The sequence below is a fragment of the Mesorhizobium sp. B2-8-1 genome (assembly GCF_006440955.1).
Lineage (GTDB): Bacteria > Pseudomonadota > Alphaproteobacteria > Rhizobiales > Rhizobiaceae > Mesorhizobium.
The window spans coordinates 127657-145141 of sequence record NZ_VFTX01000010.1; the positions used below are offsets into that span (position 1 = coordinate 127657).

The 17485-nt window shown below is 62.5% G+C and carries 24 protein-coding genes, 1 other RNA gene and 1 pseudogene; 13 read left to right on the plus strand and 13 right to left on the minus strand.

All coding sequences use genetic code 11. From position 1 onward, the window contains the following. The first annotated feature begins 2 nt into the window (after positions 1 to 2). Entirely contained in the window at positions 3 to 302 is a 300-nt protein-coding gene (locus FJ428_RS23555; protein ID WP_140525026.1) for a hypothetical protein, read from the plus strand. 63 nt (positions 303 to 365) lie between these two features. On the opposite strand, the gene msrB is transcribed toward FJ428_RS23555, so the two are convergent. The 5 genes from msrB to FJ428_RS23580 form a co-directional block, all read right to left on the minus strand. Beyond that, positions 366 to 767 (minus strand): peptide-methionine (R)-S-oxide reductase MsrB, encoded by a 402-nt coding sequence (gene msrB, locus FJ428_RS23560; RefSeq protein WP_140649967.1) that lies wholly within the window; start codon positions 765 to 767, stop codon positions 366 to 368. A gap of 113 nt (positions 768 to 880) precedes the next feature. Next, positions 881 to 1678, minus strand: coding sequence for an MBL fold metallo-hydrolase (locus FJ428_RS23565; RefSeq protein WP_140649968.1), 798 nt, complete (start codon positions 1676 to 1678; stop codon positions 881 to 883). Between the two features lie 24 nt (positions 1679 to 1702). Next, positions 1703 to 2893, minus strand: a complete 1191-nt coding sequence (locus FJ428_RS23570; protein ID WP_140880349.1) for a VWA domain-containing protein — start codon at positions 2891 to 2893, stop codon at positions 1703 to 1705. Between the two features lie 7 nt (positions 2894 to 2900). Continuing rightward, on the minus strand, positions 2901 to 3347 hold the full coding sequence (locus FJ428_RS23575; protein WP_140525030.1) for a GNAT family N-acetyltransferase: 447 nt from the start codon (positions 3345 to 3347) through the stop codon (positions 2901 to 2903). 65 nt (positions 3348 to 3412) lie between these two features. After that, a complete protein-coding gene (locus FJ428_RS23580) occupies positions 3413 to 4276 on the minus strand; it encodes a LysR family transcriptional regulator (RefSeq protein ID WP_140554904.1) in 864 nt (287 codons plus the stop codon). Positions 4277 to 4419: 143 nt separating this feature from the next. Here FJ428_RS23580 and FJ428_RS23585 point away from each other — a divergent pair, with 143 nt between their 5' ends. After that, the gene (locus tag FJ428_RS23585; RefSeq protein ID WP_224518933.1) at positions 4420 to 5982 is read left to right on the plus strand and encodes an MFS transporter; all 1563 of its coding nucleotides are present in this window, start codon (positions 4420 to 4422) and stop codon (positions 5980 to 5982) included. Positions 5983 to 6022: 40 nt separating this feature from the next. Here the strand turns inward: FJ428_RS23585 and FJ428_RS23590 are convergent, their stop codons facing one another. After that, the gene (locus FJ428_RS23590) at positions 6023 to 6862 is read right to left on the minus strand and encodes a MoxR family ATPase (RefSeq protein ID WP_140493116.1); all 840 of its coding nucleotides are present in this window, start codon (positions 6860 to 6862) and stop codon (positions 6023 to 6025) included. A 159-nt stretch (positions 6863 to 7021) separates the two neighbouring features. Here FJ428_RS23590 and ssrS point away from each other — a divergent pair. The 6 genes from ssrS to FJ428_RS23620 all read left to right on the plus strand — a co-directional run bounded on the left by ssrS (position 7022) and on the right by FJ428_RS23620 (position 10220). Beyond that, a non-coding RNA gene (gene ssrS, locus FJ428_RS23595) (6S RNA) lies at positions 7022 to 7177 on the plus strand. Positions 7178 to 7272: 95 nt separating this feature from the next. Continuing rightward, on the plus strand, positions 7273 to 7860 hold the full coding sequence (locus tag FJ428_RS23600; protein ID WP_140880351.1) for a 5-formyltetrahydrofolate cyclo-ligase: 588 nt from the start codon (positions 7273 to 7275) through the stop codon (positions 7858 to 7860). Between the two features lie 61 nt (positions 7861 to 7921). Beyond that, positions 7922 to 8746, plus strand: a complete 825-nt coding sequence (locus FJ428_RS23605) for a YmdB family metallophosphoesterase (protein ID WP_140493122.1) — start codon at positions 7922 to 7924, stop codon at positions 8744 to 8746. A 70-nt stretch (positions 8747 to 8816) separates the two neighbouring features. After that, on the plus strand, positions 8817 to 9584 hold the full coding sequence (locus tag FJ428_RS23610; protein ID WP_140517541.1) for a TerC family protein: 768 nt from the start codon (positions 8817 to 8819) through the stop codon (positions 9582 to 9584). An 80-nt stretch (positions 9585 to 9664) separates the two neighbouring features. Beyond that, entirely contained in the window at positions 9665 to 9952 is a 288-nt protein-coding gene (locus FJ428_RS23615; RefSeq protein ID WP_140525035.1) for a BrnT family toxin, read from the plus strand. Further along, on the plus strand, positions 9933 to 10220 hold the full coding sequence (locus FJ428_RS23620; protein WP_140880352.1) for a BrnA antitoxin family protein: 288 nt from the start codon (positions 9933 to 9935) through the stop codon (positions 10218 to 10220). Before FJ428_RS23615 ends, FJ428_RS23620 begins: the two co-directional genes overlap by 20 nt. 6 nt (positions 10221 to 10226) lie before the next feature. On the opposite strand, the gene FJ428_RS23625 is transcribed toward FJ428_RS23620, so the two are convergent. The 4 genes and pseudogenes from FJ428_RS23625 to FJ428_RS23640 all read right to left on the minus strand — a co-directional run bounded on the left by FJ428_RS23625 (position 10227) and on the right by FJ428_RS23640 (position 11801). Beyond that, positions 10227 to 10694 carry an SRPBCC family protein gene (locus FJ428_RS23625; RefSeq protein ID WP_140554908.1) on the minus strand — a complete coding sequence of 156 codons (468 nt, stop codon included), beginning with the start codon at positions 10692 to 10694 and terminating at the stop codon, positions 10227 to 10229. A 26-nt stretch (positions 10695 to 10720) separates the two neighbouring features. Continuing rightward, positions 10721 to 10900: pseudogene (locus tag FJ428_RS23630) on the minus strand (hypothetical protein); the annotation flags it as partial. An 11-nt stretch (positions 10901 to 10911) separates the two neighbouring features. Then, positions 10912 to 11280: a VOC family protein gene (locus FJ428_RS23635; protein ID WP_140816654.1), complete on the minus strand. Its 369-nt coding sequence runs from the start codon at positions 11278 to 11280 to the stop codon at positions 10912 to 10914. 38 nt (positions 11281 to 11318) lie between these two features. Further along, positions 11319 to 11801, minus strand: a complete 483-nt coding sequence (locus tag FJ428_RS23640) for an SRPBCC domain-containing protein (RefSeq protein WP_140816292.1) — start codon at positions 11799 to 11801, stop codon at positions 11319 to 11321. Between the two features lie 51 nt (positions 11802 to 11852). Between FJ428_RS23640 and FJ428_RS23645 the strand changes: the two genes are divergently transcribed. The 3 genes from FJ428_RS23645 (at position 11853) to FJ428_RS23655 (ending at position 13446) form a co-directional block, all read left to right on the plus strand. Further along, positions 11853 to 12176 carry a helix-turn-helix domain-containing protein gene (locus tag FJ428_RS23645; protein ID WP_140880353.1) on the plus strand — a complete coding sequence of 108 codons (324 nt, stop codon included), beginning with the start codon at positions 11853 to 11855 and terminating at the stop codon, positions 12174 to 12176. A 211-nt stretch (positions 12177 to 12387) separates the two neighbouring features. Then, entirely contained in the window at positions 12388 to 13137 is a 750-nt protein-coding gene (locus FJ428_RS23650) for a YebC/PmpR family DNA-binding transcriptional regulator (RefSeq protein ID WP_140880354.1), read from the plus strand. A 12-nt stretch (positions 13138 to 13149) separates the two neighbouring features. Beyond that, complete coding sequence (locus FJ428_RS23655; protein WP_140493146.1) at positions 13150 to 13446, plus strand: SelT/SelW/SelH family protein; 297 nt, start codon at positions 13150 to 13152, stop codon at positions 13444 to 13446. 21 nt (positions 13447 to 13467) lie between these two features. Here FJ428_RS23655 and FJ428_RS30390 read toward each other — a convergent pair whose 3' ends face one another. Further along, positions 13468 to 13629: a hypothetical protein gene (locus FJ428_RS30390; protein WP_181167380.1), complete on the minus strand. Its 162-nt coding sequence runs from the start codon at positions 13627 to 13629 to the stop codon at positions 13468 to 13470. A gap of 63 nt (positions 13630 to 13692) precedes the next feature. After that, the gene (locus FJ428_RS23660; RefSeq protein ID WP_140880355.1) at positions 13693 to 14172 is read right to left on the minus strand and encodes a DUF1772 domain-containing protein; all 480 of its coding nucleotides are present in this window, start codon (positions 14170 to 14172) and stop codon (positions 13693 to 13695) included. Positions 14173 to 14393: 221 nt separating this feature from the next. On the opposite strand from FJ428_RS23660, the gene FJ428_RS23665 reads away from it, so the two are divergent. After that, positions 14394 to 15029, plus strand: coding sequence for a TetR/AcrR family transcriptional regulator (locus FJ428_RS23665; protein WP_140729302.1), 636 nt, complete (start codon positions 14394 to 14396; stop codon positions 15027 to 15029). Positions 15030 to 15239: 210 nt separating this feature from the next. On the opposite strand, the gene rpmE is transcribed toward FJ428_RS23665, so the two are convergent. Next, on the minus strand, positions 15240 to 15461 hold the full coding sequence (gene rpmE, locus FJ428_RS23670) for a 50S ribosomal protein L31 (protein WP_006327661.1): 222 nt from the start codon (positions 15459 to 15461) through the stop codon (positions 15240 to 15242). 209 nt (positions 15462 to 15670) lie between these two features. On the opposite strand from rpmE, the gene FJ428_RS23675 reads away from it, so the two are divergent. Continuing rightward, a complete protein-coding gene (locus tag FJ428_RS23675; protein ID WP_140880356.1) occupies positions 15671 to 17470 on the plus strand; it encodes an ABC transporter transmembrane domain-containing protein in 1800 nt (599 codons plus the stop codon). Positions 17471 to 17485: the final 15 nt, after the last annotated feature.

Sequence of the window (17485 nt, forward strand, 5' to 3'; positions counted from 1 at the left end):
CGATGCTCGCGGATTTCTTCCGCTCGCGTTGGGATGGCCAGGTGCGGCTCGACCGGCTGTTCTGGCGCGATATGGTGCTCGTCGGCACGGCGATCAACGTTGCATCGTCCGTGGCGGCGCTCATTCTGCTGGGGTTGAAGATGCCGCTCGGTCTTGTGCTGGCGGTGCATTTCGCGCCGGTGCCCTACAACATCTTCCTGACTTCGGCCGTCTGGCGGACGGCGGAGCGAACCGGTGGCGCCAAGGCCTCCCTTGCTATGCTGGGTTCGGCGCTCTGGCTGATCGCAACAGTCGTCGTCTGACAATGCTGCACGAAAAAGGGCGGCCGAGGCCGCCCTTCGCAGAAAACATTGGCGAGGCCTCGCTCAGGCCGGCTCGAATCTCAGCGCCACGCCGTTGATGCAGTAGCGCAGCCCGGTCGGCGGCGGGCCGTCCTCGAAGACGTGGCCGAGATGGCTGCCGCAGCGAGCGCAATGGCATTCCGTGCGGACCATGCCGTAGCTGCGGTCGGTCGTGGTCTCGATGGAACCGGGAACGGGGTCGTTGAAGCTCGGCCAGCCGGTGCCGCTCTCGAACTTCAGCTTGGATTCGAACAGCGGCTGGTCGCAGCCGACGCAAAAGAAGGTGCCGGCGCGCTTTTCGTGAAGCAGCGCACAGCTGCCCGGGCGTTCGGTGCCATGGTTGCGCATGACGGCATATTGCTCAGGCGTCAGCCGGGCGCGCCATTCGGCGTCGGTGCGGGTGACGGGATAGGCGTGGGTGTCCATGCAGAAAACTCCTCGGCCTTGACGGCTCATTGTTGATTGCAATCTCTATTCGCAACAAGATAGGCGTTTGTTACGAGATTTGCCCGCATTTTCGAGCGTGCCGTCTGCAATCCTCACGCGATCGCCGTGAGATAGCGCGCAACGGAGGCCGCCAGCGCCTGTTTCGCGCCACCGATAACGTTCTGGTTCCACCACGCGCCGTAGATGTCATCGAATGTGAAAGGCTCCAGCGCGGCCGCGATGCGGCGCACGGCGGCCGCATTGAGCGGGATGTAGTTGGGATAGCTGTACATGAAGCTGACGTGGCGGCGGGTCGGCGTCACCTGCAAGATATCGCCGGCCAGGAGAGCATTGCCGCCTTCGCGCTTCCAGTGCAGCACCTGGCCGCCAGCAAAGTGGCCGCCGCAGCGGATGAGCGTCAACGCCGGGTTCAGGTCCAGTGTCTCGCCTTGCCAGCTGACGATCGACGGGTGCGGCCGCATGATCCACTGCCGGTCGTCGTCATGGAGATAGATCGGCACGCCGCCAAACGCCTCGCTCCATTCGACCATCACCGAATAGTAGTGGCAGTGCGAGATGGCGATCGCGGCGAGACCGCCCCGGCGCTTGATCTCGGCCACCGCCTCGTCGGTCACAAGCGAGATGCAGTCCCACAGCACATTGCCGTGCGGCGTCTGCGCCAGCAGCGCTCGCTGACCGATGGCGAAGCGCGGCTCGATGCCGAAGGCGAGCACGCCGGCATCATCCTTCATCACGATCCGATGCCCGGCGGCGAGCTCTTCCGGTGTGATCCAGGCCTGGCCTTCCCAGCGCACATATTGCCGCTCGTCCTCGCAGATCGGACAATGCCGAGGCGGCGCTTCGCTCTGCGCGAACTGGACGCCGCATTGCAGGCAGAGGAAACAGGTCATGGAACCTCCCGTCATTGTCCCGGCTTAGTGCTTGCGCGACAATTGCCTGGTGGCGCCTTCCAACCCGGCCAGCGTCAGCGGAAACATGCGGCCGCCGAACATGTCGCGGATCATAGCGATCGAATGGGTGAAACCCCAGTTCTTCTGGCTCTCGGGGTTTAGCCATACCGCGTTCGGCCACTGCCGCAGCAGACGGCCGAGCCAGACGGCGCCCGCCTCCGGATTCCAGTGCTCGACCGAGCCGCCGGGATGCGCGATTTCGTAAGGGCTCATCGAGGCATCGCCGACCACGATCACCTTGTAGTCAGGTCCATATTTGTGGAGGAGATCGAAGGTCGGGATCGTATCGGCATGGCGGCGGCGATTGTCCTTCCACACGCCCTCGTAGAGGCAGTTGTGGAAATAAAAATATTCGAGCTGGCGGAATTCGGCGCCGGCGGCCGAGAACAATTCCTCGACGCTTCTGATGTGGTCGTCCATCGAGCCGCCGACATCGAAGAACATCAAAAGCTTCACCGCGTTGCGCCGCTCTGGCCGCGTCTTGACGTCGAGATAACCGTGCTCGGCGGTGGCGTGGATGGTGCCGGGCAGGTCGAACTCCTCCTCGGCGCCTTCACGCACCCAGCGGCGCAGCCGCTTCAGCGCGATCTTGATGTTGCGGGTGCCGAGCTCGACGGCGTCGTCGAAATTCCTGAACTCGCGCCTGTCCCAGACCTTCACGGCCCGGCGGTTGCGGCTCTCATGCTGGCCGATGCGCACGCCTTCGGGATTGTAGCCATAGGCGCCGAAAGGCGAGGTGCCGCCAGTGCCGATCCATTTCGAGCCGCCTTGGTGGCGGCCTTTCTGCTCCTCGAGCCGCTGCTTCAGCGTCTCCATCAGCTTCTCGAAACCGCCGAGCGCCGCGACCAGCTTTTTCTCTTCCTCGGTCAGGTGCTTTTCGGCCAGCCGGCGCAGCCATTCCTCGGGGATATCAGCGACGTTGACGGCATTCGGACCGCTGAGCGCCTCCACACCCTTGAAGACATGCGCGAACACCTGGTCGAAGCGGTCGATATGGCACTCGTCCTTCACCAGCGCGGCGCGAGCGAGGTAGTAAAAACCTTCGACGTCATAGTCGACCAGCCCGGCTTCCAACCCCTCCAGCAGCAACAGGTATTCCCGCAAAGAGACGGGAACGCGTGCAGCCTTCAGTTCGAGGAAGAAGGGGATGAACATTTTCTGTCTATAAGAGGTCGTACTCGATGAAGCCGGTGCGGCGCGCGACATGGTCATAGAGCTTGCGCGCCGTGGCGTTGGTTTCGTGCGTCATCCAGTAGACATTCCTGACGCCGATCTTGCCGGCTTCCTGCTTCACGGCTTCGATCAGCGCAGCGCCAATCCCCTTGCCGCGCACTTCGGGGTCGGCGAACAGATCTTGCAAGTAGCAGTTGTTTTTCTCAGACCAGCAAGAGCGATGGTACAGGTAATGGGTGAGGCCGACAGCCTTGCCGTCGAGGACGGCGATAAAGCCCTTAGGTTCGAACTCGCCTTGCGTGAACAGGCGCTTCCAGGTGACCTCGTAGACCTCTTGGGGCAGCTTCGTCTCGTAGAAAGCAAGGTAAGCGGTCCAAAGCCTGCGCCAGTCGGCGTGGTCGGATTCTGCGAGCGGGCGGATAGTGATCTCGGCCATTTCGTTCCCTCTGAGGTCTGGAACCCAATCCATACCAACAGAATCGGGATCAGGAACACCCTTCCCTATCCCGCCGGCGAACTATACTCGCGAAAAGCGGTCGCGAGCATGTGCAGCGCCTCTCGTGCCCTTGGCGCCAAGCTGTGCGAATGCAAAACGATCTCGGAAGGGGGAATTGGCGGCAGGCCGAGTTTGCGGCCCACCTCGACCAGGCCGGGCGGCGCGACACGGTAGGCGAGCGCAGCGACGGCGAAGCCGGCCGACACCGCGATATTGACGGCTGCGCCGCCGCCGCCCACGAAAGCCTCGTTCCAGGCAATGCCTGCCTTATCCAGTGCCTCGACAGCTCTCACGCGGTCAGGGCAATTGCATACGGTGCTTAGCAGCGCCAGGCGCAATGGCGTTCCCGGCCGCCATTCGAAGGCCGGGGCGGCGAACCAGCCATATTGAGTGCGCGACAAGGCTTCGCCGCGGCGGCTGTCGTCTTCCTGATGGACAATCACCGCATCGAGCTCACCGCGATCGAAAGCCTCCTCCAGCATGGAGCTCGTATCGATCCTGATGTTGAGCGCGAGCGACGGATCATGGGCATGCAACTGGGCTATCAATATGGACAGCTCAGGCCCGGCGACGTGATCGACAAAGCCGAGAGCAAGCCGACACGGCGCGTCGGAAAATTCCGTAACGGCTCGTTCGTGGGCGGCAAGGAATTCACGCGCCGCCGGGAGAAAAGCCGCTCCCCTTGCCGAGAGGGCCACGCGGCGCGGCGTTCGTTCGATCAGACGCGCGCCGAGCTTCTCTTCCAGCCGACGCAGCTTAACGCTGATCGTCGCCTGGGTGCTGCCCAGCGCGGCAGCCGCACGCGTGAAGCTCTGCAGGTCGGCCACCATGACGAAGGTCCGCACGGCATCGACGTCAAGACTGGGCATCTCTAATCATTCCGTTTTGTCATTTCTGAAATAGAAACGCATAGTCTTTTTTCATGATGGGGGGTCATTTAAGTCATGTCGACCGCTGTGTGAAGAGCGACGCTCGCAGCCACTTCCGAATGCTCCGACTGAAAGTGACCGACATGACGTTTCCAATCGACCGAAACACCGTTGCTCTTGCGGGGGTCTGCCTCGCCTCGCTGCTGTTCGGCCTCGAAATCTCCAGCGTCCCGGTGATCCTGCCGAAACTGGAAACCGTGCTTGGCGCTGATTTCAAGGATCTGCAATGGATCATGAATGCCTACACCATTGCCTGCACCACGGTGTTGATGGCGACGGGGACATTGGCCGACCGTCTCGGCCGCAAACGCGTGATGGTGGGCACCACCGTCGCCTTTGGCCTCGCCTCCCTGCTATGCGGTCTCGCAACGAGCGCTTCGCTCCTTATCATCGCGCGTTTTCTGCAAGGCCTGGCGGGCGGAGCGATGTTTACCTGCAGCGTGGCGGTGTTGTCTCACCAGTTTCAAGACGGCAGTGAACGCGGCAAAGCCTTCGTCGCCTGGAGCGTCGTCTCGGGCATCGGGCTTGGCTTCGGCCCCGCCATTGGCGGATTGATTGTGACGCTGTCGAGTTGGCAATGGGTGTTCCTCATCCATGTGCCGCTTGCCGTTCTTGCCCTGGCCTTCATCGGCGCCGGTGTCACCGAATCGCGCGATCGCAACGCGCAGAAGCTTGACCGGGCCGGCATACTGACACTGTCGTTCGCGGTGTTCGGCTTCTCCTATCTGATCACGCAAGGGGCCGATCTGGGCGCTGGCGCGCGCACCGGCGTGGCAAGCGCGGCCGTGCTGGCCTTCGTCGCGTTCCTCGTAGCCGAGAAGATCAATCCCTATCCGATGTTCGATTTCTCCGTTTTCCGCATCCGCCAATTCTCGGGAGCGATCATGGGCGGCATCGGCATGAATTTCAGCTACTGGCCGTTCATCATCTATCTGCCGATCTATTTTTCGGGGGTCGTCGGTTACGACAGCACCACGACCGGGCTGTTGCTGCTCGTCTACACGCTACCCTTCATGCTGATGCCGTCGATCGCCGAGCGCCTTCGGGCACGCTATCAGGCGCGGGTGGCGATCCCGCTCGGCTTGTTGACATTGGGGGTCGGTTTCATCGCCATGTGGATAGGGTCCGGGCTCGAGGGCAACTGGCTGACCATGCTGCCCGGCACGCTGATCGCCGGCATCGGCATCGGCCTGACCAATTCGCCGACCACCAACACCACGACCGGCTCGGTGCCACCCGATCGTGCCGGCATGGCGTCCGGCATCGATATCAGTGCGCGGCTGATCACGCTTGCCATCAACATCGCGGTGCTGGGACTGCTGCTGACGCAGGGGATCGTTTCTTATCTGCGCAACGCATTCGGCACGGCTGTCGACCCGAACGAACTGCGCGCCCTGGCGGAGAAGATCGCAGCCGGCAATCTCGACGGCCTGGCGCAATACTCGCCCAAGCTTGCGACCCTCGACCCGACGGGCGCCATCGTTCATGCCGCCCTGGTCAACGGTTTTGGCTGGGTCATGCTCTATAGCGGGATCGGCGTTCTGGCTCTTGCCGTCATCAGCTTTGCTATCTTCGGTCCAAAACATGTCGCGCCGCAGCAGCGAAGCGGGCGTCCTGCGCAGGGTGCTGGCGAGGTGCGCTCCTAGCAATGCCTTGCGGCTCGGCCTCAGGACGCCGAGCCGCTCGTCACCCTTGCCGTCTCGCCATGAAGGCCAGCCGTTCGAACAGATGCACGTCCTGCTCGTTCTTCAGCAGTGCGCCATGCAGCTTGGGCAGCGCGTTCTTCGGGTCGGCGCGCAGATCCTCGGGCGCGATGTCGTCGGCGACCAGCAGCCTTATCCAGTCGAGCGCCTCGGAGGTCGACGGCTTCTTCTTCAGCCCCGGCACGTCGCGGATTTCGTAGAACTGAGTGAGCGCCGCCCGCACCAGATTCTGCTTGATGCCGGGATAGTGCACATCGACTATCCTGTGCAGCGTCTCGACGTCGGGAAAGCGGATGTAGTGGAAGAAGCAGCGGCGTAGGAAGGCGTCCGGCAGCTCCTTCTCGTTGTTGGAGGTGATGATGACGATCGGCCTCACCGCGGCGCGGATCGTCTCGCCGGTCTCGTAGACGAAGAACTCCATCCGGTCGAGTTCCTGCAAGAGGTCGTTGGGAAATTCGATATCGGCCTTGTCGATCTCGTCGATTAGGAGGACGACTTTCTTGCCGGCGGCGAAGGCTTCCCACAATTTGCCGCGCTTGATGTAGTTTTTGATATCGTTGAACCTGGTATCGCCAAGTTGGCTGTCGCGCAGCCGCGACACTGCATCGTACTCGTAGAGGCCTTGCTGCGCCCGCGTCGTCGATTTGACGTGCCATTCGATGAGTTCCAGCCCGAGTGCCGCCGCCACTTGCCTGGCAAGCTCCGTCTTGCCGGTGCCGGGCTCACCTTTGACCAGCAAGGGCCGTTCCAGCGCGATCGCCGCGTTGACCGCCACCATCAGATCCTTGTCGGCGACGTAGGCCGCAGTGCCTTCGAAACGCATTTTTGCTCCTTGGTTCAGTACGGACGACCGTAAGGAGACGGCTTGGCCCATGCAAGGGTGGGTTGGCGGCGGCGAAGTGTGAAGCCGGCAGGGCAAGAGCGCCAACTCTCTGGCGCCAAGTCTCTGGCGCTTGGGAGGGCATCGGCCTATATTGGGGCTGACGGTCTGCGCTTCCCGGCAGGAGACACTTTTCCCCGGGGCCTTAACGATCCTTAGGGAGCTGTCCCTGGGAAGACCCGTGGGTTTTCTCACACGGCGCCCACCTACTTTGTAGGCACCCGGGATCGACTTCTCCACCGGTTGTGTGGATCGTCACTTATTCGCCACATCCACGTATTTCGTGGATCATGCGATGGAAAGCGTCGCTCCCAAAACGTCCATTCAGGTCTGGCTTTTTCTAGCGTCTGCGCATGGCATCCTCAAAAGACCTGAAAAAACAGCTTCGCAAGGAAGCGCTTGGCCGCCGCGACGCGCTCGATGAATTCTGGCGGGTGGAAGTCGCGCTCGATATGGCCGAAACCGCGCGCGACCAGCTTGCCATCGAGCCAGGTCAAATCGTGTCCGGCTTCTGGCCAATGCGCTCGGAAGTCGATGTCCGGCCGCTGATGTTCGCCTTGCGCGAAAAGGGCGCACGGCTCTGCCTTCCGGCGATCCTCGACAAGACGACCATCGTCTTTCGCGAATTGGTACGCGGCGCGCCGATGGTCGATATGGGATTTGGCACCGTCGGACCGCATGAGGAAGCCGAAGTTCTTGACCCCTCCGTCATGCTGGTGCCGCTCGCCGGTTTCGACGCGCGCGGCCACCGCATCGGTTACGGCGCGGGCTATTATGACCGTGCGATCGCCAAGCTTGTCGACAAGGGGCATGCGCCCCGGCTGATCGGCATTGCTTTCGACTGCCAGGAAGTGACGATGGTTCCCAATGAGGACCATGACGTCATCATCCCGGAAATACTCACCGAGAGCGGGTTGCGCCGGTTCGAGCCAGAATTGTAGATAGTTCTTTGGAACGCATGATCTTTGCCGAAAGTCATGCCACTTTTCGGGGTCAAGCGTGATGAGACTTCTCTTCCTCGGCGACATGGTCGGCAAGACAGGCCGCACGGCGGTGTGGGAGCAATTGCCGGGCCTGATCTCGGACTTCAAGCTCGATTTCGTCATCGTCAACGGCGAAAACGCGGCCGGCGGCTTCGGCATCACCGAGGAGATTTTTCGCGAGACCATCGCGGCCGGCGCCGATGTCGTCACCACCGGCAACCATGTCTGGGACCAGCGCGATGCGCTCGCCTTCGCGCCGCGCGAAGAGCGCTTCCTGCGCCCGTCCAATTTTCCCAAGGGTACGCCAGGGCGCGGCTCGGGCGTCTACATCGCCAGGAGCGGCGCGCGCGTGCTGGTCGCCAACATCATGGGCCGGGTGTTCATGCATCCCGAGCTCGACGATCCCTTCCAGGCTGGCGAGCGCGAGCTTGCCGCCTGTCCGCTCGGCGAGCAGGCGGATGCCGTGGTCATCGACTTCCACGCCGAGGCGACCTCCGAAAAAATGTGCTTCGCGCATTTCGTCGACGGTCGCGCCAGCCTCGTGGTCGGCACTCACACCCACCAGCCGACCGCCGATCACCATATCCTCAATGGCGGCACCGGCTACATTTCCGACGCGGGCATGTGCGGCGATTATGATTCGTCGCTCGGCATGGACAAGGAGGAGCCGCTCAACCGGTTCCTGTCGAAAGTGCCGAAGGGGCGTTTCGAGGCGGCGACCGGACCCGCGACCTTGTGCGGCGTCGGCGTTGATATTTCCGACCGCACGGGGCTGACCGAGAAGATCGCGCCGTTTCGCCGCGGGCCGCGGCTCGAGGAAACGGCGCCGTCCTTCTGGACGTGACATTGATATAGGGGCTCTCAATACCTAACTGCCGGCGACACTGCTCTAGATCGTAGAGGGGACGACCTCCATGCAGCTTATCGAGTTCCTGGCGCCGCACTTCGCCTTCGTGTCCGATCCCACCGCCTGGGTCGCGCTGTTGACCCTGGTGGTGCTCGAGATCGTGCTCGGCATCGACAACCTGATCTTTATCTCGATCCTGACCAACAAGCTGCCGGAAGCACAGCGAGCCCGCGCCCGCCGGCTCGGCATCTCGGCGGCGCTCGTCATGCGGCTGGTGCTGCTCGCCACCATCTCGATCATCGTCCAACTGACGGCGCCGGTCTTCACCGCCCTTGGCCACGGCTTTTCCTGGCGCGACCTGATCCTGATCGCCGGTGGCCTGTTCCTGGTGTGGAAGGCGACCAAGGAGATCCATCACACGGTCGACCCCGACGACCACCAGGACACGATGCTGGGCGAGACCGTGCAGATGAGCCTTGCCGGCGCCATCTTCCAGATACTGCTTCTCGACCTTGTCTTCTCCATCGATTCCATCATTACCGCCGTCGGCATGACCGACGAGATCGCCATCATGTACATCGCCGTCATCGTGGCGGTTACGGTGATGATGCTGGCGGCTACGCCGTTGGCGAACTTCATAGCCAGGAACCCGAGCATCGTCATGCTGGCGCTGGGCTTCCTGTTGATGATCGGCATGACGCTGATCGCCGACGGCATGGGCTACCATGTGCCCAAGGGTTATATCTACGCGGCGATGGGTTTTTCGGCGCTCGTCGAAGGCCTCAACATGCTGGCGCGGAACCGCAAGAAGGCGAAGTCCGGCGGCGGGCATTGAGCCTGACGACATGGCCAATGCCGAGTTCAGGCTGACTCTTACGAAATTGTACGTACAATATCGTAATCGATGGTGCTGCTTTGCGGTTCGAATGGGATGCTGAAAGAGCCAGGCGCAAACTTGCCAAGCTCGGCATCGGATTCGATCTCGCGCAGAAGGTGTTCGATGATCCGCTTTATCTCATCGTGCCCGACCGGTTTGAAGATGGTGAGCAGCGTTGGCACGCTATCGGGACGATCGATGCCGTAGTGGTCATGCTGGTTGTCCACACATATCCTGATCGCGAAGATGAAGGACGAGTTAGGATTGTTGGTGCCCGGAAAGCGACAGCGCATGAAAGGAGGCGCTATGAGCAAGAAGGACCTTAGTCAGGATCAGCGCAACCAGCTCGCCAAGCTGGCTGGTTTGCCTGACAGCGAAATTAATACTTCCGACATCCCAGAAGTTCCGGCGGAGAATTGGATTCATGCTCGTCGTGGACATCTTTACAGACCACTCAAGCAGCCAGTGACAATCAGACTCGATACTGACGTGCTATCGTGGTTCAAGGAGCATGTCGGGGGTGGTGGTTACCAGACCGAAATCAATCGTGTGCTCCGCCATCACGTGATCGAGCAGGAAAAGTGTAAAACCTGAGCCGGTTCAACTCCCCGGTGCGCCCTTCGGGTGACGGTCGCCGATCAGGCCTAGTGTCAGGCCTTGTTCGAGCCAGGCCTTGGCGCCGGCCAGAACGAGCGTGAAGCCGCCGGTTGAATCGACCGCCTGTTTCGCCTGTTCGTCGCCATTGCCGGCAAAGCCGAAATTGTGGACCTCCAGGAAGGTCGCGTCACCTGGCATTTCGGTGAAGGTCCAGATCACCGTGGTCGGCGGATCGCTCCATTGCATGACGATCTTTTCGTTGACGACGATCTCGCTGGCGACCACCGTCGTCGAGACGCCATACATGCGCCACTCCCATTGAACCGGCTTGCCGCCGTCCAGCCTGCCGCTGGAATGGGTGAACCAGAATTTCGTGGTGATCTCCGGGTCGACGATGGCCTCGAAAACGTCGGAGACCGGCCGCCGGATCAGCATGGCGGCTTCGGCCGTCGGTGTCTCGCGGATTTCCATACCGTTCTCCTCTGCCGAATACGCCTTCACCAGGCGTCGGGCTCCCGCACCATGTGAACGATGTTGGCGGGGCTGGTGATCCAGAAACCGCGGAAGCCTTCTCCCAGCGGCTCGATGGCGTCGCCTCGCTCGACGCCGACCTTGGCGAGATGATCGGCGGCGCCCGGGAAATCCCCGGTGAACAGTCCCAGCCAGATCTCGGCTTGGCCCGGTCCTGCTATGGCAGATTGATCTGCCAGGAAACGCCGAACCTGTCGTTCAGCCAAGCGAAACGACGGCTGAAACCGTAATTGCCGGTCGGCATCAGAAACGTGCCGTCTTTGGACAAGGCCTCGACGATGCGCTCCAGCTCTTCTTCGGTGGAACAGTCGACGAAGAGCGAGACCGACGGCGTGAAGGTGAAGGCGTGGTGCACAGGGCTGTTGAAGATCATGACCTCCGTGCCGCCGATGGATGCGCGAGCCAGCTTGACTGCCCCTTCGGGTCCGTCCTCGCCTGCACCGTAGCGCGTGAGGTCGAGGACGCGGCTATCCGGAATGGTCTCACAATAGAAGGCCATGGCTTGCTCGGCCTTGCCTTCGAACATCAGGAACGGGGTTACTTTCACGGCAGGCCTCCCTTCGCTCAAATGTTGGTCTCGTTGGCAGGCTCGCCCTTCATCTCGCTGCGGTAGTAGCCGTCGCGCAAATTGATGCCGTGTTCGACATAGGCCTTCATGCAGGCCAGCATCTGCGACCAGCCCTCGCAATTGAGATAGGACTTCTTCAGGCCGACCGCGTCCTCGTGCCAGCCGGCCTCGGCGATGGTGACGAAGGTGCCGCCGTCGTCGAGCGGCTCGAAATTCATCTCGATGCGGGTCTTGTAGGCCGGCTTTCCCTCTTCGTCGGTGGCATCCCAGCGCAGCACGATGCGGCTGTCCCTGACGATTTCGTCTACTTCGACCGGCACCTTGCCCCACCACACGACATTGGCGCCCGGCACCAAGGGCGCGCTGGCACCGCCGATGGTGGTGAAATAGGAGCTGAGCTTCTTCGGATTGACGACCGCGTCGAAGACGTCGGCGACCGGTTTGCCGATGCGTCCTGAAACCCTGAATCCAAGAGACATATCCACAGTTCCTTCCTTGATTGATAGGAGCTTATGTTATAAAAAAATAACATGTCAAGCCGATCGCAAGACGACAATGTTTTCAAGGCGCTGGCGCATCCGCGTCGGCGCGAGATGCTGGATCTGCTGAAGGACGCGCCAAAGACGACCGGCATGCTGTGCGAGGCGTTTTCCGACATCGACCGCTGCACCGTCATGCTGCATCTCAAAGTGCTGGAAGAGGCCGATCTCATCGTGGCGCGGCGCGAGGGGCGCGAGCGCTGGAACCATCTCAATGCGCTGCCGATTAAGGAGATACACGACCGCTGGATCAGCCAGTACGCAGGCCATGCGCTTAGTATCATCGACCGGCTGAAGTCGGATCTGGAGGGGTGAACAGCCGTCACGGCTTTTGCCGTGCGTGGTAAAGCGCGGCGCGGCTGGACGAATTGAGCCGATTTATCTATAAGCCGGCCATTCCGACAAAGAGCGCCATACGTCCATTCGGACGCAGCAGGGACGTTCTGACATTTTGAATTCGAGCATTGCGGAAGGCGGGTCATGCATCTCGCCGCGCAATGCTCTAGCCGAACACGACAGGGGTGCCATGGCTGGCCATTCACAGTTCAAGAACATCATGCACCGCAAGGGCCGTCAGGACGCGGTGCGGTCGAAAATGTTTTCCAAGCTGGCGCGCGAAATCACCGTCGCGGCCAAGAGCGGGACGCCCGATCCGTCGATGAATCCGCGCCTGCGCCTTGCCGTGCAGAACGCCAAGGCGGTGTCGATGCCGAAGGACAACATCCAGCGCGCCATCAACAAGGCGTCGATGGGCGACGCCGAAAATTACGAAGCCGTGCGTTACGAGGGCTACGGTCCCGGCGGCGTCGCCGTGATCGTCGAGGCGCTGACCGACAATCGCAACCGCTCGGCTTCGAATGTGCGCGCCGCCTTCACCAAGGCCGGTGGGGCGATGGGCGAAACCGGCTCGGTGTCGTTCATGTGGGATCGGGTCGGCGAGATCTATTATCCGGCATCGGCCGGCAGCGCCGACAAGGTCGTGGACGCGGCAATCGAAGCCGGCGCCGATGACGTGGAGTCGGATGAGGAAGGCCACACCATCTATTGCGCCTTCGAAAACCTCGGCGAGGTGTCGAAGGCACTGGAAGCCTCTCTCGGCGAGGCGGAATCGGTGAAGCCTATCTGGAAGCCGCAGAACAATGTTCCGGTCGACGAAGAACGCGCCCAGTCGCTGATGAAGCTGGTCGCCACGCTCGAGGACGACGACGACGTTCAAAGCGTCTACGCCAATTTCGAGGTCGACGAGGAGACCATGGCCAAGCTCAGCGCTGCGTGAGCAAAGCCTGACATGATCGAAAAACCGCTGCCCACCATCCGCATCACCTATTGCACGCAGTGCCAGTGGCTGCTGCGTGCCGGCTGGATGGCGCAGGAACTGCTATCGACATTCGGCACCGATCTGGGCGAGGTGACGCTGGTGCCCGGCACCGGCGGCGTCTTCACCATATCGTGCAACGAGGTGCTGGTCTGGGACCGCAAGCGCGACGGCGGCTTTCCGGATGCGGCAAAACTCAAGCAACTGGTGCGCGACGTCATCGACCCGGACCGCGATCTCGGTCATTCCGACCGCAAGGCGAAGAGCTGAGACTTCCGCAGAAGCCGGACGTCATTTTCCTCGCCTCTGCCCGAAAATCGCGCCGATCCCCGCGCCGATTGCTATGCCCATGCCGATGCCGACGGAAGGGTCATCCATCGCTGCGCCACAGACAGCGCCGAGGCCGATCCCCGCGGCAATGCCCAAGGCCATGATGGAATACGGGTCGTTCACGGCGCTTCTCCCGATAAACACGCCTCGGTCGCTGCGATGCCGAACGCGGCGGACCGAGACACGTCAACGCGCGGCGAACCAGAAGGATGCCAGCGCGGCGATGGCGGTGATGGCGCGCACGTGGTTCCACATCACCCAGTCCCTGAGATAGGTGGTCCATACAGCAGCGCCGTTGCTGCTGGCCGGATCGACGGCGGCCAGCGCGTCGTTGAGCGGCACGTTGAAAACCATCGTCACGATCGGGTTGCCGACGAGATAGATGACTGCGCCGGCCAGCAGCCAGAAGGAGCCTGGCTGCTGCCAGCCGATGATGGCGCCGGCGATCAAGACAAGGCAGATCAGGCCGGTGCCGAACAAGGCGGTCATGAACATCGGCGTGATGACGGTGATGTTGATCGAGTTCATGGCGGCGATACCGCCCGCGGCAGGCAGGCGAGCCATTGCCGGCATGACGAAGTTGGAAAAGGCGAAGAACACGCCGCCAACAACGCCCGAGCCGATAGCGGCGATGAAGATGAGGCTGGGAAGTAGTTTCGCGATCATGTCAGTTGCTCCAGATGCCGGTTGCGGCGGTTTCAGTCGCAATGGGCAGAAAAGTTTTGGGGGGTGGCCGGGCACCTGTTCGACGCCTTCAAATCAATTATCCCGTCTGCTTCTTTCAAAACATGAGAAATCCTCATATTTGCAAAACGTGATAAACCCTCGTATTTTGCGAGTCAAGTCATTTCTGGGTGGCATTGCCGCCCGGCGTCTGTTGAAGAGCCATGGAAAAAACCGCCACGTCCCCACCGGAACAGGTCGCCACGCCACGCCGCGCGCCGAGCCAGCAGCGCAGCCGTGAACGGGTCGAGCGCATGCTCGCCGCCGCCTCGGCGCTGATTGCGGAGCAAGGCAGCGATGCCATGCGCATGGGCGAGGTGGCGGAGCGGGCTGGGGTGTCGATCGGCTCGCTCTACCAGTTCTTCCCCGACAAGCGGGCGATCGTCTGGGCGCTGGCCGAGCGCTACACCGCCGAAAGCCAGGCCTGCATTTCAGCCGCGCTCAAGGACGTCGGCGACGCCGAGGGCCTTCGGCGGGCGTTCTCGGAACTGGTGGGCATTTATTACCACCTGTTCCTGGCGGAGCCGGTGATGCGCGATATCTGGTCGGGCACGCAGGCCGACAAAGCGCTGCGCGAACTGGAGCTCGCCGACAGCCGTGCGAACGCCGAATTTCTCACTGCGACGCTCAAACGCCTGCGGCCCGATGCCGATGCCGTCGCGCTGGAGACGACGGCGTTTCTCGTCTGGCAGATGGGCGAGGCCGCCATGCGGCTGGCGATCTCGGTCGAGCGGAAGGAGGGCGACAGGCTGGTCGCCGCCTACAAGCGCATGGCGCTCAGGGAATTGCTTGCGGAATAGGATGCTCTCACCCGCCCCCTCGTGGGGAGGGTCGCTGCGAAGCAGCGGGGTGGGGCAGCGCCGACCCCCACCCCGACCTTCGGTCCGACCTCCCACACGGGACCGACAAGGCGGAGGTGGGGGCAAGCGCCAGCGTGAAGGGACGTGCATTGGCCAACAAAAAACCCGCCACGGGGGCGGGTTCTCTGGTCTGCGAAAAGCTGATGAGGCCTAGAGGCCGAAACCTTCGAAGCGCTTCTTGAACTTCGACAGGCGGCCGCCGCGGTCGAGCAGGGTCTGCTGGCCGCCGGTCCAGGCCGGGTGCGTGGTCGGGTCGATGTCGAGGTTCATCGTATCGCCTTCCTTGCCCCAGGTCGAACGGGTCATGTACTCGGTGCCGTCGGTCATGACGACCTTGATGGTGTGGTAGTCGGGATGGATATCGGTCTTCATGGCTCGGTTCCTGGTTTGCCGGGCGCGGCTGACGGGCTGAAAGCCTGCGTCGATGCGCCCCTTTTTAAAACTCGAAGCCGCAGCTATTGAGGAGCCACGGCTTCTAAAACGGTCGGCGAGCCTATACATCAGCCGGAATTGAATCACAAGGCCGCGGCAAGCGCATATTGAGGCGCATAGCTGAAGGCGGCCAAGAGGAAAAGACCAGGATGGCGCAAACCAGCAGCGCAGACGAGCGCCGGCGCTCGCTCAAGCCGCTCAGGCGCCTGTTTCCCTACATCGGCCGCTACCGCACATTGGTGGCGGGCGCCGTCATCTCGCTGATCGTCGCGGCGGTGACGACGCTGGCGCTGCCGCTGGCGGTACGGCGCATGATCGATCATGGTTTCACGCCGTCCGGTTCCTCCTTCATCGCCGAATATTTCGCCGCGCTGGTGGCGATGGCCGCGCTGCTGGCGGCGGCATCGGCGGGCCGCTACTATTTCGTCATCACGCTCGGCGAGCGCGTCGTCGCCGATATCAGGCGCGATGTCTTTGCCCATGTGACGAAACTGTCGCCGGCCTTCTTCGACACTGCCCAGTCGGGCGAGATCGTGTCGCGGCTCGCCGCCGACACCACGCAGGTCAAATCGGCGGTCGGGGCGACCGCTTCGGTGGCGCTGCGCAATGTCATCCTTGGCCTCGGCGCGGTCGCGATGATGGTTTTCACCAGCCCGAAACTGTCCGGGCTGGTCATCGCAGCCATTCCAATCATCGTGCTGCCGCTGGTCGCCTTCGGCCGCTCGGTGCGGCGCAAGTCAAGGCAGGCGCAGGACACGCTGGCCGATGCCACCGCCTATGCCAGCGAGCAGATCGGCGCGGTGCGCACATTGCAGGCCTTCACCAATGAGACGCTGGTCACCGGGCGTTTTTCGGGTGCCGTCGAGGCCGCCTTCGAGGCCGCGCGCGCCTCGATCTTCGCGCGCTCGTTCCTCACCTTCTTCGCCATCTTCACGATTTTCTCCTCGGTCGTGGCGGTGCTGTGGTTCGGCTCGCGCGACGTGCTCGACGGCAATCTGTCGCCGGGCACGCTCGGCCAGTTCCTGCTCTATTCGGTATTCGCCGCCGGTGCGCTCGGCGCGCTATCGGAGGTCTGGGGCGAATTGGCCCAGGCAGCAGGTGCCGCCGAACGGCTGACCGAAATCCTGGCCGAGGAGCCGGCGATCGTGGCGCCTGCCAATCCCAGGCCGCTGCCGGTGGCGAGCAAGGGAGCGATCAGCTTCGAGGCCGTGTCCTTTTCCTACCCGGCCCGGCCCGACCGCGCCGCCGTCCACGGCCTGAGCTTCTCGGTCAAGCCTGGCGAGACGGTGGCGATCGTCGGTCCCTCGGGAGCGGGCAAGAGCACGGTGTTCTCGCTGATCCTGCGCTTCTACGATCCGGAGACCGGCAGGATCCTGATCGACGGCGTCGACATCCGCGAAGCCGACCCCCTTTCGATACGGCAGCGCATCGCCATCGTGCCGCAGGACGTCACCATCTTCGCGGCCAGCGCGCGCGACAATATCGGCTTCGGCCGGCCGGGCGCCAGCGAGTCAGAGATCGAAGCGGCGGCAAAGGACGCGCTGGCCGACGAATTCATCCTCAAGCTCGAGAAGGGCTATGACAGCCAGATCGGCGAGCGCGGCGTGACGCTGTCGGGCGGGCAACGCCAGCGGGTGGCGATCGCCCGCGCCATCCTGCGCGACGCGCCGATCCTGTTGCTCGACGAGGCGACCTCGGCACTCGACGCCGAAAGCGAGACGCTGGTGCAAATGGCGCTGGAGCGGCTGATGCGGGGCCGCACCACGATCGTCATCGCGCACCGTCTGGCGACGGTGCTGAAGGCCGACCGCATCCTGGTCATGGATGGCGGCCGTATCGTCGAGGAAGGCACGCATCAGAGCCTGGTGACCAAGGGCGGCATCTATGCCCGGCTCGCCAAGCTGCAGTTCGAGACCGGCGCCAGCGCCTTCAGGGGCGCGGCTGAGTAGCGGCGACGCTGGGCG